16 protein-coding genes and 1 riboswitch are annotated in these 14,010 nt (G+C 51.6%); of the genes, 10 read left to right on the top strand and 6 right to left on the bottom strand.

From position 1 onward, the window contains the following. Positions 1-67: 67 nt before the first annotated feature. Positions 68-1,048, bottom strand: coding sequence for a class II fructose-bisphosphatase (glpX, locus tag JJU47_RS07065; RefSeq protein WP_228617592.1), 981 nt, complete (start codon positions 1,046-1,048; stop codon positions 68-70). 158 nt (positions 1,049-1,206) lie between these two features. On the opposite strand from glpX, the gene JJU47_RS07060 reads away from it, so the two are divergent. Both JJU47_RS07060 and JJU47_RS07055 read left to right on the top strand, forming a co-directional pair. Beyond that, positions 1,207-1,650: a DUF86 domain-containing protein gene (locus tag JJU47_RS07060; protein ID WP_228617590.1), complete on the top strand. Its 444-nt coding sequence runs from the start codon at positions 1,207-1,209 to the stop codon at positions 1,648-1,650. Between the two features lie 4 nt (positions 1,651-1,654). Next, positions 1,655-2,434 carry a TIGR01457 family HAD-type hydrolase gene (locus JJU47_RS07055; RefSeq protein ID WP_228617587.1) on the top strand — a complete coding sequence of 260 codons (780 nt, stop codon included), beginning with the start codon at positions 1,655-1,657 and terminating at the stop codon, positions 2,432-2,434. A gap of 20 nt (positions 2,435-2,454) precedes the next feature. Here the strand turns inward: JJU47_RS07055 and JJU47_RS07050 are convergent, their stop codons facing one another. After that, complete coding sequence (locus JJU47_RS07050; protein WP_228617585.1) at positions 2,455-2,712, bottom strand: NifU family protein; 258 nt, start codon at positions 2,710-2,712, stop codon at positions 2,455-2,457. Positions 2,713-2,812: 100 nt separating this feature from the next. Between JJU47_RS07050 and JJU47_RS07045 the strand changes: the two genes are divergently transcribed. After that, on the top strand, positions 2,813-3,094 hold the full coding sequence (locus tag JJU47_RS07045; protein WP_228617583.1) for a YuzD family protein: 282 nt from the start codon (positions 2,813-2,815) through the stop codon (positions 3,092-3,094). A gap of 43 nt (positions 3,095-3,137) precedes the next feature. Here JJU47_RS07045 and JJU47_RS07040 read toward each other — a convergent pair whose 3' ends face one another. Both JJU47_RS07040 and JJU47_RS07035 read right to left on the bottom strand, forming a co-directional pair. Then, positions 3,138-4,568, bottom strand: a complete 1,431-nt coding sequence (locus JJU47_RS07040) for a S8 family serine peptidase (protein ID WP_228617580.1) — start codon at positions 4,566-4,568, stop codon at positions 3,138-3,140. A gap of 267 nt (positions 4,569-4,835) precedes the next feature. Then, positions 4,836-5,891 (bottom strand): NAD(P)/FAD-dependent oxidoreductase, encoded by a 1,056-nt coding sequence (locus tag JJU47_RS07035; protein ID WP_228617578.1) that lies wholly within the window; start codon positions 5,889-5,891, stop codon positions 4,836-4,838. 98 nt (positions 5,892-5,989) lie between these two features. Here JJU47_RS07035 and JJU47_RS07030 point away from each other — a divergent pair, with 98 nt between their 5' ends. Next, positions 5,990-6,226, top strand: a complete 237-nt coding sequence (locus tag JJU47_RS07030; protein ID WP_034804163.1) for a YuzB family protein — start codon at positions 5,990-5,992, stop codon at positions 6,224-6,226. Positions 6,227-6,429: 203 nt separating this feature from the next. Beyond that, on the top strand, positions 6,430-7,641 hold the full coding sequence (locus JJU47_RS07025) for a NupC/NupG family nucleoside CNT transporter (RefSeq protein WP_228617575.1): 1,212 nt from the start codon (positions 6,430-6,432) through the stop codon (positions 7,639-7,641). A gap of 151 nt (positions 7,642-7,792) precedes the next feature. On the opposite strand, the gene JJU47_RS07020 is transcribed toward JJU47_RS07025, so the two are convergent. Further along, positions 7,793-8,380 carry an ECF transporter S component gene (locus JJU47_RS07020; protein WP_024372564.1) on the bottom strand — a complete coding sequence of 196 codons (588 nt, stop codon included), beginning with the start codon at positions 8,378-8,380 and terminating at the stop codon, positions 7,793-7,795. A gap of 159 nt (positions 8,381-8,539) precedes the next feature. Further along, positions 8,540-8,681: riboswitch (FMN riboswitch) on the bottom strand. A 97-nt stretch (positions 8,682-8,778) separates the two neighbouring features. Between JJU47_RS07020 and JJU47_RS07015 the strand changes: the two genes are divergently transcribed. After that, entirely contained in the window at positions 8,779-9,135 is a 357-nt protein-coding gene (locus tag JJU47_RS07015; RefSeq protein WP_228617573.1) for a HesB/IscA family protein, read from the top strand. Positions 9,136-9,243: 108 nt separating this feature from the next. Beyond that, positions 9,244-10,098, top strand: coding sequence for a Rossmann-fold NAD(P)-binding domain-containing protein (locus tag JJU47_RS07010; RefSeq protein ID WP_228617570.1), 855 nt, complete (start codon positions 9,244-9,246; stop codon positions 10,096-10,098). Positions 10,099-10,135: 37 nt separating this feature from the next. Here JJU47_RS07010 and JJU47_RS07005 read toward each other — a convergent pair whose 3' ends face one another. Continuing rightward, positions 10,136-11,113, bottom strand: a complete 978-nt coding sequence (locus JJU47_RS07005) for an NAD(P)/FAD-dependent oxidoreductase (protein ID WP_228617566.1) — start codon at positions 11,111-11,113, stop codon at positions 10,136-10,138. Positions 11,114-11,380: 267 nt separating this feature from the next. Here JJU47_RS07005 and JJU47_RS07000 point away from each other — a divergent pair, with 267 nt between their 5' ends. The 3 genes from JJU47_RS07000 to glcT all read left to right on the top strand — a co-directional run bounded on the left by JJU47_RS07000 (position 11,381) and on the right by glcT (position 13,990). Then, entirely contained in the window at positions 11,381-12,592 is a 1,212-nt protein-coding gene (locus JJU47_RS07000) for an NAD(P)/FAD-dependent oxidoreductase (protein ID WP_228617564.1), read from the top strand. Between the two features lie 129 nt (positions 12,593-12,721). After that, a complete protein-coding gene (locus tag JJU47_RS06995) occupies positions 12,722-13,039 on the top strand; it encodes a YuiB family protein (protein WP_228617561.1) in 318 nt (105 codons plus the stop codon). A gap of 105 nt (positions 13,040-13,144) precedes the next feature. Continuing rightward, entirely contained in the window at positions 13,145-13,990 is an 846-nt protein-coding gene (glcT, locus tag JJU47_RS06990) for a glucose PTS transporter transcription antiterminator GlcT (RefSeq protein WP_024371284.1), read from the top strand. Positions 13,991-14,010 lie beyond the last annotated feature (20 nt).

Raw genomic sequence — 14,010 nt, 5'->3', positions numbered from 1 at the left:
ACCAGAAAAAAATCCCTGTGTCGCGTCCCTTACATAGGGAGGCCACACAGGGTTCAAAGCGAACAAATCAGGCGTTTACCGGTTGCTTCTGTAAATATGGTTTGAGCGAGAGCGTATGCTCGGCGACGACTTTGCGAATCGTCTTCGTTTTCGAGCGCATGACGAGCGAAGTCGTCTCGACGATATCGTCCGTCAAGAACTTGACGCCGTCGAGCAGTTCGCCCGTTGTGACACCTGTCGCGGCAAAAATGCAGTCGTCGCTCTTGATGAGGTCGTCGAGCGTGAGCAGTTGAAGCGGGTCTTCGATACCCATCGAGATGACGCGTGCCGTCTCTTCTTCGTTCATCGGATGCAGACGGGCTTGCATGTCACCGCCGAGCGCCTTGACGGCGGCTGCCGTAATGACGCCTTCCGGTGCGCCACCCGTCGAGATGAAGATGTCGATCGGGTTTGATTTGACGGCTGCGGCGATTCCGGCTGATACGTCGCCATCTTCGAACAATTTGACGCGGGCGCCCATTTTAATGGCGGCTTGGCGTAAATGCTCATGACGGTCCCGGTCCTGCATGATGACCGTCACTTCTTCGATGCGTTTCCCGTTGTAAAGGGCGGCCTTCTCGATGATTGACTCAAGCGGCTCATCGAGCGAGACTTTCCCTTTCAAGTTCGGTCCGACGACGAGTTTATCCATATACATATCTGGCGCGTGGAGGAGGGCGCCTTTATCAGCGACAGCGATGACGACCATCGCGTCTCCGAGCCCTTTGGCGACGATCGATGTGCCTTCAAGCGGGTCGACGGCGATATCGACTTCAGGACCAAACGTCGTACCGAGACGTTCACCGATATAAAGCATCGGCGCCTCGTCAAGCTCACCTTCACCAATGACGACCGTCGCATCCATGTTGACCGTACCGAGCACTTCTCGCATCGCAGACGTTGCCGCATCATCGGCTTCATTCTTTTGACCGCGACCGATCCATTTTGATGAGGCAAGTGCTGCCGCCTCAGTTGCCCGTACGATCTCTAACGCTAATTCTCGTTCCATAGTGTTGTACCCTCCACGTGATCTATTTTTAATGTGTTATACTTTTTGCAACGTTAATCCGTTGATTAGTGTATCACAATGAAATAAATGATGTAAATAGGGGAGTTTCTTTTCTCGCGTTAAAAAAAGGCTTATGATAGGGGGCAGGGGGGATCACGATGTATTTTGTTAACAGAGAAAAAATCAATGCGACATTGGCCCATATGGAATCGATGCTCGAGCGAATCGACAAGCTTGAAGGGGATGCGTTCACGGTCGAACTTGCGAAAGAGCGTCTTGCCGTCCATCTGATGGAAGGCGTGATTGACGTCGGGAACTCGATGATTGATGGTTTCATTATGCGCGACCCGGGAAGTTACGAAGATATCGTCGACATCTTGCTTGATGAGCGAGTGCTCGATGACGAGACGGCGCGAGCGGCGAAAGAGCTCGTTTTGCTCCGTGCCTATTACGTCCGGGAATTCGTGACGTCAGATTCATCACGCTTTGACGGGTGGGCAACTGCTAATCAAGAAACGTTCGCTAAATTTCCGGAACAAGTTCGCCGGTATATCGAAGTCGAGCTTGGGCCCGTGTCGGCATTTCTACCAGAAAGTGAGTGATTGGATGGAAACGATTAAAGGATACTTATTTGATTTAGACGGAACGATGTACGCCGGGACCGAACCAATCAAAGCAGCGGTCGACTTCGTGAACCGGCTCGAGGCGACGGGGTTCCCGTACTTGTTCGTGACGAACAACGCTTCGATGACACCTGGACAAGTGGCCGATAAACTTGTGAAGATGGGTGTGCACGTGACGCCTGAGCACGTTTTGACGAGTGCGATGGCGACAGCGCGCTACATCGAGAAGATGACACCGAAAGCGACGATTTATATGATCGGGGAAGACGGGCTTCGCCTCGCACTTGAAGAGCGCGGCTTTACGGTGACGGATGAGCCGAAAGCGGATTACGTCGTCATCGGTCTCGATCGCCACATCACGTACGAAAAGCTGGCAAAAGGAGCATTGGCCATCCGTAACGGGGCGCGCTTTATTTCGACGAACGGGGACATCGCCATCCCGACAGAACGCGGCTTCCTGCCAGGGAACGGAGCGCTTACCTCGGTCCTAGCCGTCACGACCGAAAAAGACCCGTTCTTTATCGGCAAGCCGGAGCCGGTCATGGTCGATATCGCTCTTGAGATGATCGGTCTCACGAAAGATGAGGTCGTCATGGTCGGGGATAACTATCATACGGACATCTTGTTCGGCATCAACGGCGGGATCCGGACGCTCCACGTCAACTCAGGCGTGCACGGTCCGGCGTTCATCCAGGAACAAGAAAAGCTCCCGACCTACATGGTCGAGAGCCTGGACGAATGGACGCACGAAAAAAAGGGATGACACGTGTCTCCCTTTTCTAATTAGAATACTTGTTCAACTTCGACGATGCCAGGTACTTCTTCGATGAGCGCGCGCTCAATCCCGGCTTTCAACGTAATCGTTGAAGACGGGCAACTGCCGCAAGCACCCATCAAACGAAGCTTGACGATGCCTTCTTCTACATCTACGAGTTCAACGTCACCACCGTCGCGAAGCAAGAACGGGCGTAATTTATCGAGTACTTCTTGGACTTGATCGAACATTTCCATGGTATCTACCCCTTTCTGGTTCTCTTTCATTCTAGCAATTTTGAGATTGTTTCTCAATCATTAACGCCGAGCGTTTTATGACGAGGGTGCTCTTGATTTTGTATAATAGGAAAGAAGAGGGGGAATGGAGATGAAAATCACGGTATACGGGGCCGAAGTCCAATGCGCGAGTTGTGTTGGGGCACCGAGTTCGACAGAGACGTACGAATGGTTGCAGAGCGCGCTCGGGCGTAAATATCCGGAACATCATTTCGAGTTCGAATATATCGATTTCGAGACGGTCGATGATGAGATTGCGGAGGCGATCAAACAAGATGAGTGGTTCTATCCGCTCGTTCTGTTGGATGGCGAAGTGGTGGACGAAGGGGTCGTCCAACTCCGAAAAGTATATGCGGCCATCGATCAAAAATAAGAAGAGTCGGATGAGTCCACTGGACCCGTCCGACTCGTTTTTATTAGCGAAGCTGGAATGATGTCGTTGCCGACCCGGCTGTGTAGCCAGAAAGCGTCGCATCCGATTTCACTTGGTACGTACCTTTTTGTGAAGAAGACGTCGTCGAGAGAGTGAACGTGATCGAACCGTTCGATGCCGTTTTGCCTGTCCCTGTCAACGTTGCGTCGTTCGGTTGTGTGACCGTCACGCGGACGTCCGCATTGGCAACCGCTTGACCGTTCGCGTCACGTACTGTTGAAGCGATCGAGACTTGCTCGCCGGCATTGTACGTCGTTTTTGACGTCGTGACTGTCGTCGAGAGTGCTTGAACAGGTTGCGACGTGCCGCCAGAAGCTGGAGCTTGAACGAGTCCGTTACCGAACCATGTGTCGCGGCCAGTTGGGCCGAGGTCGATCACGTCTTGCGACAAGCGAGTCCGGAGCTGTGACGCCGAGAGTGATGGATACGCTTGTTTCATGAGCGCCAAGTTACCGGCGACGTAAGGTGTCGCCATCGACGTTCCGCTCAATGGACCGTAGCCGCCATTGTAGAGCGTCGAGTTGATGTTCACGCCTGGCGCTGCGACTTCGACCGTGCTGCCTGTTGCTGAGAACGAGGCGCGGTTGTTGTTGATGTCCGTCGCTGCGACCGCGATGGCTGAACTGTATCGAGCCGGGTAGTTGACGAGGTCGCCTGAACCGTCGGCCCGTCCGTTGTTGCCTGCTGCCGCGACGACGAGGATGCCGGCGTTGTTCGCCCGGTCGACGACTTGCTGAAGCGTTGACGAATGGCTCGTCGTACCTAAACTCAAGTTGATGATATCCATTTGGTTCGAGATCGACCAGTCGATTCCGGCGATGATGCTCGACAGGCTACCGCTACCGTTCGCTTCGAGCGCTTTGACGGCATAGATGCTCGCTTCGTGGGCGATCCCGACCGTACCGATACTGTTGTTGCGAGCGGCGATAATCCCGGCAACGTGAGTTCCGTGACCGTTGTCGTCGGCGTATGAGCTCGTCACGCTACTGAATGAGGCACCGCCCGAAATCGTTAAGTCAGGGTGTGCCGAGATGCCGGTATCGACGACGGAGATTTTGACGCCTTTTCCGGTGAAACCGCTCTGCCATGCCGCCGGTGCTTTTAGTTTTGGAATGCCCCAGTCTTGCGTCTGGTTTTCGATTTGAACGGTTTGGTCGACTTCGACGTGGGCGATGTTCGGGTTGTTCTTCAAGCCGTTCAAGGCAGCTTTCGGTACTTCAAGCGCCGCGGCCGGAATGTTCGCGTATTGCTGACGAACTTCAAGTCCCGGGATCGAGAGCGGATTCTTTTTGGCCGAGTCTTTGAAGACGACGATGACGCGTTCTTTGCCGTTATCGCTAGACGCATCCGCGATTTGTGGAGCTGATGACAAGACGAGAAGCGAGGCGAGTACAGTGCTGCAGATTTTCTTCAATGTGGTTCCCCCTTTAGGTTATGTAGGCGGTCTGACATTTGCTCGCATCGTGGATAAGAGCAACGTGTCGTTCATGCCGTGTCCATAATGTAACAAGTATTTCCATCGGGATGTAGATGTCAATCGTATCAATATTCAGAATATTTAAAATGCGAAATCGGGGACATCGGTCCAGGACTTTTGTCACGGGCGTCCTCAAACGACAACGATTGCGTCCATACAAAAACGTGTCATGCCGAATTCGGCACAACACGTCGTAACGAGCGCTTATTTGATGACTTTATGCTTCCACAAGATGCCCGACTTGAGCAGTCGTGCGACTTTCCCCGTGAGCGATTGTTTGCCCATGAAAACGCCGAACCCGGCTTTCTTTCCGAGTGAACCGAGCGTGCCCCGCAGTTTGATGGCGGGAAGGTCTGGATAAGCGACGCCTTTCCATTTGCAGAGGAGCACTTGGACGATTTGCTCGGCTTGGGCTTCGGCAAGTTGGCCCGAAGGCGCGTACGGAAGGCTCGCGTTATCCCCGACGATGAAGACGTCCGGTGCTTCCGGGACGTGATGGTGCGGTGTCAATTTGACACGGCCACCGCCATCGAGCTCCCAACCTTGGTTGCGGACGACCGCGACCGGTTGAATGCCCGCCGTCCAGACGATCATGTCTGATGCGAACAGCTCTTCATGGTTCCAAAGCCCGTCCGCATCGACGCGCGTAATGTTGGCGTTGTTGATGACGTCGACGCCATGATCTTCGAACCAGGACTGGACGTACATCGAGACGCGGTTTGACAAGAATGACAAGACGGACGGGCCACGGTCGAAGAGACGAACGGTCAAGTCGGGCCGACTTTCCCGAAGCTCACTCGCGAGCTCGACTCCGGACAGGCCGGCACCGACGATCGAGACGACAGAACCGGGCGAGAGGCCGTTGATCGCTTGTTGCGTCTTCCGCGATTCTTCAAGCGTTTGGATGCTGTACGTGAATTCAGCTGCTCCAGGCACGTTGTGGTACTTGTCTTCGCAACCTAGCCCGATGACGAGGTCGTCATACGGTACTTTTTCCCCGCTTGCGAGCAAGACCATTTTATCTGTCGTGTCGATGTCCGCCACTTGGCCGTATATGTAGTCGATTCCTTCCGGGAAGTCGACCCGAATGTCACGGTCTGACACCGTTCCAGCGGCTAGTGCATAATACTCTGTTTTTAATCCGTGATAAGGCAGACGATCGACGAGTGTGATCGACACGTCGTTCAGCTGATGGCTGAGCACACGTTCGATGACACGCATTCCCCCGTAACCGCCTCCTAAGACGACTAATTTGCGCATAAAAATCCCCCTTTGTTACTCTTTAACTGTATCATGTTATAATCTGCCGTAGAAGAACCATTTTCCTTAGAATAAAGGAAAGAAAGACGGTGAAAGAAATGATGAATCCAATCATCGAGTTCTGTGCCTCGAACTTAGCAATGGGCTCACAAATCGCCCGCGCCAAGCTCGAGTCTGACCCTGACCTTGACGTCGTGGAATATGGCTGCACCGGTTACTGCGGTGTGTGTGCCCTCGACTTGTTTTGTCTCGTCGACGGTGAAGTCGTGACAGGGGAGACACCGGAAGAACTCGTGACGAACGTATATGAAAAAATCGAAGAAATGGCATGGTAAAAAGTTTGGAGTTTCTTCAAACTTTTTTTCTTTTTGACCCGTTGCTTTTTTAAAAGTGGTCTGGTATATTCAAAGAGGTTCGAATGTAGGTTGTCTGACGTTTAACATCAGAAAAAGAAAGCGTTTCAAACGGTAGGACACATCTCTTTTCGGGTATGACACATTATAACGGCTTTTCTTAATATGAAAGGAGCAAAACACTAATGAAAATCATGAGTGTGGTTGGTATTTTGGTATTAATTGGAATCGCTTACATCTTCTCAACCAACCGTAAAGCGATCAAGTGGCGCACCGTCCTCGCGGCATTCGCTATTCAGTTCTTATTCGCCTTCCTCGTACTTTATACGTCAGCAGGACGGGCGGTCTTGCTTTGGATCTCGGAAGGGGTTCAAAACGTCTTGAACACGGCGAACGCAGGAATTAGCTTCGTCTTCGGCACAGCCGTAGGCGGGGACAACTTCGTCTTCGCGTTCCAAGTGTTGACGATCATCGTCTTCATGTCATCACTCATCGCTCTTCTATACTATGTAGGAGTTATGCAGTGGGTCATCCGGATTCTCGGTACGGCACTTTCGAAAGCACTCGGTACGTCACGTAAGGAGTCGCTCTCGGCAACGGCGAACATTTTCGTCGGTCAAACCGAAGCACCACTCGTCATCAAACCGTATCTTCCTTCAATGACGCAATCTGAACTCTTTGCAGTCATGGTCGGTGGTCTCGCGTCGGTTGCCGGTTCAGTACTTGCCGGATACGCTGCGCTCGGTGTACCGCTCTCATACTTGCTCGCTGCAAGTTTCATGGCAGCACCAGCTGGTCTTATGTTCGCGAAAATCATCGTTCCGGAAACGGATGTACCGGATGATAACATCGACATCGCAGTCGATGAAGAGAACAAACCGGCGAACTTCGTCGATGCAGCTGCTCGTGGTGCGTCAGACGGTCTCTTCCTCGCCTTGAACGTCGGTGCGATGCTTCTCGCATTCGTTTCACTCATCGCCCTCGTTAACTTGATTCTTGGTGGAATCGGTGGCTTGTTCGGATTCGACGGTCTTACGGTTCAATTGATTCTCGGTTATGTGTTTGCTCCGCTCGCATTCGTCATCGGTGTACCATGGGCAGATGCTGTCCAGTTCGGTAGCTTCCTTGGACAAAAACTCGTCTTGAACGAATTCGTTGCCTTCTCAGAATTCGCACCGATTATCGGTTCTGGTGAGTTGTCTGCTCGTACAGAAGCGATGATAGCGTTCGCGCTCTGTGGATTCGCTAACATTTCGTCACTCGCGATCCTTCTCGGTGGTCTAGGTGGTATGGCGCCGAACCGTCGTGGTGATATCGCGCGCATGGGTGTCCTCGCGATTCTCGCAGGTACGCTTGCCAACTTGATGTCGGCGACACTCGCTGGACTTCTTCTCTAATCAAACACGGTATACGCAGAGTGATCACTTCGGTGGTCACTCTTTTTTTGTGGGCTAGGGCTGGTCGTGGTCGTGTAGTAGGGTTGTGTTGGTATTGATGAGGGGCGAAGACGTAAAAACGCGTCTAGGAATGTTCCTAGACGCGTTCGTGTTACGCTTGAAGCTGCATGCGCTGACGTTCGATCCACGGCTTCAACTTGATGAAGAGCGGGACGAACAAGGCGGTGATCAGCAAAGCTTTAATGAAGTTAAACGGCAAGATCCCGTAAAGAACGAGGTTTGTTTTCACGGCCGGGTCCGCCATTTCAGCCATCCCGAAGAAGAACGCGTAGGCCGGTAAGATGAGTACATAGTTTAAGATGGCCAAGCTGAGCGCCATCGTGATCGTTCCGGCCACAAGGCCTGAAGCGAGCGCTTTATTCGTTTTACGTTTATGGTAGAACCAAGCGACCGGATACATGAAGGCGACACCTGCGAAGAAGTTCGCGAGTTCACCGACCGGCACGCCGCCGCCGTTAAAGACATAATAAAGGACATTTTTTAGAGCGACGACCACGACGCCTGCGAGTGGGGAAAAGACGATACCGGCGACGAGCGCTGGGATGTCACTGAAGTCCACTTTTAAGAACGGTGGCAGGAAAGGCAGCGGGAAGTTAAAGAGCATGAGCACGAATGAGATCGCCCCGAGCATCGATAACGTCACCAGTGTTGTCAATCGTTTGTTACGCGTTGTTTTCATCAAAATCTCTCCTTTTGTCGCTCCTTGATGAATGGCACCCGTCGCATAGAAAAACCCGATTGCATCATACAATCGGGAGAGTTTACGCGCATACGAAATAGATGTTCTCATCGGTATGGAGACCACGCCAAAGAAAACATCCGGATATCGGTCGGATGCCGCCATCTTCTCCCATCCAGACTATACTGTCGGCTTTCGAATCTCACGAAATCAGCAAGCAACGCCTTGCTCGCTCACGGGCTGAGAAGAACTTGTCTTCAATACCGCCGGTCGGGAATTTCACCCTGCCCCGAAGATGGAACGATTTAATTTTTTTTGTTACAGTTTAGTTATACAAGATATTTCACAAAATCTCAAGTGAGTTGACTTGATATGAAGATAATGAAGGAGGAGTTCAGATGATTCATTTGACTGAGTCAGCGGCGCTTCAGGTCATCGATATGATGAAACAGACCGAACGCCCCGAGGGTCAATATTTACGGATTAAAGTGCAAGGAGGCGGATGTACCGGCTTGTCTTATGGAATGGGATTCGATGAGGAGAAGACGGACAAAGACGTCCAGTTTGACCATCACGGAGTCCGCGTCATCGTCGCCGAGGCCGATCACGGAGTCGTCGACGGACTCGAGATCGACTATAAACAGTCGATGCTCGGGGGCGGCTTCACGATTAAAAACCCGAACGCCATCGCGACGTGTGGTTGCGGTTCGAGTTTCCGGACGGCGTCGAACGCCGGTACGCCGGGAGATTGCTGAACATACAGGTTGCAGACATTTCGTCTGCGACCTTTTTTTGTTCGCAGGTTATTCCAAGGAAATGAACGGGAATATTGGAGAGAGAAGGATGAAAAGGGGGCAGACAGGATGAGAAAAGTACTGATTTTCGGTGGGTCGCGCTATTTCGGGAAGCGATTGGCGCTCCGCTTGGCCGAGGCAGGGGACGACGTGACGATCGTGACGCGAGGGCAACTGCAAGTACCTGAGGCGGAAGGGATCCGTTCGATCAAAGGGGACCGGCAGTCGGTCGCGACGATGAAAGACTTATCGCGTGACCATTACGATCTCGTCTATGACAATATTTGTTTCTCGCCGTACCAGGCGAAAATCGCGGCAGATGCGTTTTTGGACCACGTCGGCAAGTATGTGCTGACATCCACGTTGTCCGTATATGCCCCTGGCGCCAATTTAAAGGAAAGTGACTTCAACCCGCTTCATTTCGATTATCATCTCGAAGCAGAACATGACTACGGGCAAGGGAAGCGGGAGGCCGAGTCGTATTTCTTCCATCGCGCCTCATTCCCGGTCGCGACCGTTCGTTTTCCGATTGTGCTCGGTCCGGACGACTATACGGACCGGCTCAAATTTTATGTCGATGCGATTCGTCGGGAAGAGCCGATCGTCCTTCATCACCCGGAAGCGAAAATGGGCTTCATCTCAAGTTTTGAGGCGGCCGCCTTTTTAGAATGGGTCGGCCGAGCGAACGTCACCGGCCCGTTCAACGCAGCGAGCGAAGGGGTGATGTCCGTGGGGGCACTCATGGAACGGATTGGCCACCACCTCGGCAAACCGGTCCACATCATCAAGGACGGGGAGTCGTCCCCGTATGACACGGACGTCGACTATTATATGTCGATCGCTGAGGCGAAAAAAGCCGGGTTCGTCTTCACGCAACTTGATGACTGGATCGACCGCGTCATCATTCAAACGATCCGTAAATAAAAAATTGGCCTCTCATCAACGATGAGAGGCCAATTTTTTATTTCCCGGCAAATACCGAGGTCGAGTGTTGCGGGTGGCGCGCTGTCGGGTCGACGAGCTGCTTCACTTGGTTGATGGCGATCGGGGCTTCTCCGAAGCCAGTCGCGATCAGTTTCACTTTTCCTTCGTACGTGGCGATGTCACCGCATGCGAAGATACCGGCGACCGTCGTCTCCATGCGCGAGTCGACGCGGATCGTGTTTTTCTCGAACTCCATGCCCCAGTTCTTGATCGGGCCGAGTGACGAGACGAAACCGTAGTTGCAGATGAGGTCGTCGATCTCGACGAATTTTGATGCACCGTCTTTGTCGGTCAATTCGACCGATTCGATGTGCGTCTCACCTGAGAGTGATTCGATATTGTATGGTGTCCAGACGTTGATCGTCGACGCCTTCATCTGTTCGACCGTGTGCTCGTGGGCACGGAAACGGTCGCGGCGGTGGACGATATGAACTTCTTTGGCGATGCCTTCAAGCATGAGCGCCCAGTCGACGGCTGAGTCGCCACCACCGGCGATCATGACGCGGCGGTCACGGAATTTCTCCATGTTGTCGACGAAATAATGAAGGTTCGCAAAGTCTTCACAACCATCAATTCCGAGCGGACGTGCGGCGAATGCCCCGTTCCCAGCAGTGATGATGATCGCTTTCGTGTGGTATTCGTCTTTGTTCGTCGTAATGTGGAACGTGCCGTCTTCGAGACGTTCGACTGTCTCGACGGTCTCGCCTAAACGGTAGTCTTGCTCGAACTGGTCAGCCTGAGCTTTCAGCTGGTCAATCAAATCTTGGGCTTTCACTTTCGGGAAGCCGGCGATGTCGTAAATATATTTTTCTGGATAGAGCGTTGATAATTGTCCGCCTAGTTGTGGCAAACTTTCAATCAACGTCGCATCGAGTTGTCGCATACCTGCATAAAATGCGGTGAACAGTCCGACCGGGCCGCCACCGATGATGATCACATCTTTCGTCGATTTCATCGAATTCCTCCTCAAAACGTATACATCTATTATAGTGACAATCGTCAATTAAATCCATTCTGTACAAACATGCTACACGTTCAAAAAAAAATCAAGAAGATAAGCTTTTCCATTGAGAAAACGAAACAAAGAGCGTACAATGACATAGAAGCAATTGTGAACATTGGTTGAACAAGGTTTAGGCTTTATTGTGAACAATCATGTGAAAAAACACACAACATGGTTGTTCAAGAAAACAAAACTATGAAACATAAGGTGGAAATGAACATGAAACGACCTAACATTGTTATTCTCGGCGCAGGTTTTGGCGGGCTTATCACAGCAGTCAATCTTCAGAAGACACTTTCAGCCGGAGATGCGAACATCACGCTGATCAACAAGCATGATTACCATTACCAGACGACGTGGCTTCACGAGCCGGCGGCAGGAACGATGAAACCGGAACAAGCGCGCGTTTACATTAACGACGTCGTGAACCCGTCACGTGTGAAATTTGTCAAAGGGATCGTCGATCGCGTCGATACTACGGCTAAACAAGTGTTGCTCGAAGACGGTTCGACGGTTGAATACGATTATGTCGTCTTTGCACTCGGTGGCGTACCTGAAACGTTCGGTATTCCAGGTCTCAAAGAGAACGCGATGACGATCAGCTCACTCAACAGCGTTCGTAAAATCAAAAACCACATTGAGTACTCGTTCTCAGAATATAAATCAAACGGTTCGACTGACCGTTCATACGTGACGATCGTCGTCGGTGGCGCAGGGTTCACAGGAATCGAGTTCCTCGGTGAGCTCGTCAACCGGATCCCTGAGCTTTGCAAGCAGTACGATGTACCGCGTGAAGCGGTTCGCATCGTCAACATCGAGGCGGCGCCAACGGTTCTTCCAGGTTTCGACCCGGAACTCACGACGTACGCGCAGAAATGGCTCGAGCGTAACGGCGTCGAAATGAAACTCGGCAACGGGATCAAAGGCGTTGAGCCTGGTCTCGTCACGTTCGGCCCACTCCAAGGCGACACGACCGAGACGATCGCGGCGAACACGATCCTTTGGACAGGCGGCGTCAGCGGTAGCCCGATCATCGAGAAGTCTGGCTTTGAAGCGGTCCGTAACCGCGTCATGGTCGAAGCGGATAACCGTGCCCCTGGTCACGACAACGTCTTCATCATCGGTGACTGCTCAGCTGTCATGGACCCGGTATCAAACCGCCCATACCCGCCGACAGCCCAAATCGCGACGCAACAAGCTCATAACGTTGCGAAAAACATCGCGGCGCTCATCAACGGAAAATCGACTTCGAAGTTCACGTATGAGAGCAAAGGGACAGTCGCATCACTTGGCCATAACGACGGAATTGGTATCGTCATGGGCAAAAAAATCTTCGGTCGCAACGCTTCATTCATGAAGAAAGTGATCGACAACAAACACTTCATCGAGCTCAAGAAATATGGTCTTGTCCTTAAAAAGGGTAAGTTCTAATTCAGTTGAGCCAACGCGCAGCCCGTTCGTGAGAACGGGCTGCTTTTTCATGTCGACAATCCGGCGAACTTCTTTGACCAAGCGGAAGGCGATTCGGTATAATAGATATCGGGAAAAGGGGGCAATCGCATGCATATCATCCAGGCCGTCATCGGCGCGATTTTATATTTGGTCATCTTCTTTAGCATCGGCTTCATCTTGAACATGTTGCTGAAAAAAACATGGACGCTCGTGTTCATCTATCCGATTTTCGTCATTTTGATGATTGATAACGTCAAGCTCTCAAGTTACGTCACAGAGACGTCGACGGCACTCGCGAACGTATATGAACGTCTGCTCGGGCTGCAGTTTCTTGACATCTTCATGCTCGGTTTCGGCTTGCTCGGCACCATTTTGGCTGGCGTGACGATTCGATTTTTGCGCAAGAGCGGTTATTCGATGTTCTAAAGACGACAGAAATGTTCGTCTTTTTTGTTTTCCGCCTACTTTTTTAGAAGCTGAACCGATATACTAGATAAGATAACGATTTAATTAGTAAGGGATGCGATACGAATGACATTACCGATGTATACGATCAAAAAAGTGTTGAATAATAGCGTTGTCATTTGTCAACATGATACGGATCCGGAAGTCATTCTACTCGGTAAGGGGATTGGCTTTGGCAAGAAGGCAGGCGATCTCGTCGACCCCGCCAGCGTCCCGGAGAAAGTGTATCAGTTGACCGATAAAGAAGAACAGTCGCAGTACCGTGAACTCGTCAAGCACGTCGACGAGGATTTCATCGCGTTCATGCAAGAGATTGTCGGCTTCATCGAGATGAGTACAGGCAAGAAAGTCGATGAACATATCCATATCGGCTTGACCGACCACTTGTTCTTCACGATGAAACGAATCGAACAAGGGATGGAAGTGACAAATCCGTTCTTGCTCGAGACCGAATCGCTTTATCCGAATGAGTACGCACTCGCCGAACGCATCGTCGATATGATTCATGAACGGCTCGACGTATTGTTGCCGGACGCCGAGGTCGGGTTCATCGCCCTTCATATCCATTCGGCGACGACGTTTAAAAATGTGCTCGAAGTGAACCGTCACAATCAAATCATCGGGCAAATCGTTCAGACGATTGAGAGTCGGTTGAACGTCAAAATGGACCGGACTTCACTCGATTATAAGCGCTTACTTCGGCACTTAAGGTACGCCGTTGAGCGGGTTGCGACCGGTGAGCTCGTCGAGGCTCCACAAAAAATAGAAAAGGTATTGCGTGAAGAATATCCGCTATGCTATAGTACTGCTTGGGAGCTGATGGGTATCATGGAACGCGAGTTAAAGCGTCCTGTCCCGCGAGGTGAAGCGACATATTTGACGATGCATCTCCAGCGCCTTACAAGTAGATAACTGATACCACGTATCTTACG

The sequence above is a fragment of the Exiguobacterium sp. genome (assembly GCF_020832205.1).
Classification (GTDB): domain Bacteria; phylum Bacillota; class Bacilli; order Exiguobacteriales; family Exiguobacteriaceae; genus Exiguobacterium.
This window is presented reverse-complemented; position numbering and strand designations above follow the sequence as displayed.

Excerpts from the sequence above, each read along its gene's own strand:
- glpX (WP_228617592.1), bottom strand. The coding sequence starts at position 1,048 with ATGGAACGAGAATTAGCGTTAGAGATCGTACGGGCAACTGAGGCGGCA.
- JJU47_RS07060 (WP_228617590.1), top strand. The coding sequence starts at position 1,207 with ATGTATTTTGTTAACAGAGAAAAAATCAATGCGACATTGGCCCATATG.
- JJU47_RS07055 (WP_228617587.1), top strand. The coding sequence starts at position 1,655 with ATGGAAACGATTAAAGGATACTTATTTGATTTAGACGGAACGATGTAC.
- JJU47_RS07050 (WP_228617585.1), bottom strand. The coding sequence starts at position 2,712 with ATGAAAGAGAACCAGAAAGGGGTAGATACCATGGAAATGTTCGATCAA.
- JJU47_RS07045 (WP_228617583.1), top strand. The coding sequence starts at position 2,813 with ATGAAAATCACGGTATACGGGGCCGAAGTCCAATGCGCGAGTTGTGTT.
- JJU47_RS07035 (WP_228617578.1), bottom strand. The coding sequence starts at position 5,891 with ATGCGCAAATTAGTCGTCTTAGGAGGCGGTTACGGGGGAATGCGTGTC.
- JJU47_RS07030 (WP_034804163.1), top strand. The coding sequence starts at position 5,990 with ATGATGAATCCAATCATCGAGTTCTGTGCCTCGAACTTAGCAATGGGC.
- JJU47_RS07025 (WP_228617575.1), top strand. The coding sequence starts at position 6,430 with ATGAAAATCATGAGTGTGGTTGGTATTTTGGTATTAATTGGAATCGCT.
- JJU47_RS07020 (WP_024372564.1), bottom strand. The coding sequence starts at position 8,380 with ATGAAAACAACGCGTAACAAACGATTGACAACACTGGTGACGTTATCG.
- JJU47_RS07015 (WP_228617573.1), top strand. The coding sequence starts at position 8,779 with ATGATTCATTTGACTGAGTCAGCGGCGCTTCAGGTCATCGATATGATG.
- JJU47_RS07010 (WP_228617570.1), top strand. The coding sequence starts at position 9,244 with ATGAGAAAAGTACTGATTTTCGGTGGGTCGCGCTATTTCGGGAAGCGA.
- JJU47_RS07005 (WP_228617566.1), bottom strand. The coding sequence starts at position 11,113 with ATGAAATCGACGAAAGATGTGATCATCATCGGTGGCGGCCCGGTCGGA.
- JJU47_RS07000 (WP_228617564.1), top strand. The coding sequence starts at position 11,381 with ATGAAACGACCTAACATTGTTATTCTCGGCGCAGGTTTTGGCGGGCTT.
- JJU47_RS06995 (WP_228617561.1), top strand. The coding sequence starts at position 12,722 with ATGCATATCATCCAGGCCGTCATCGGCGCGATTTTATATTTGGTCATC.
- glcT (WP_024371284.1), top strand. The coding sequence starts at position 13,145 with ATGACATTACCGATGTATACGATCAAAAAAGTGTTGAATAATAGCGTT.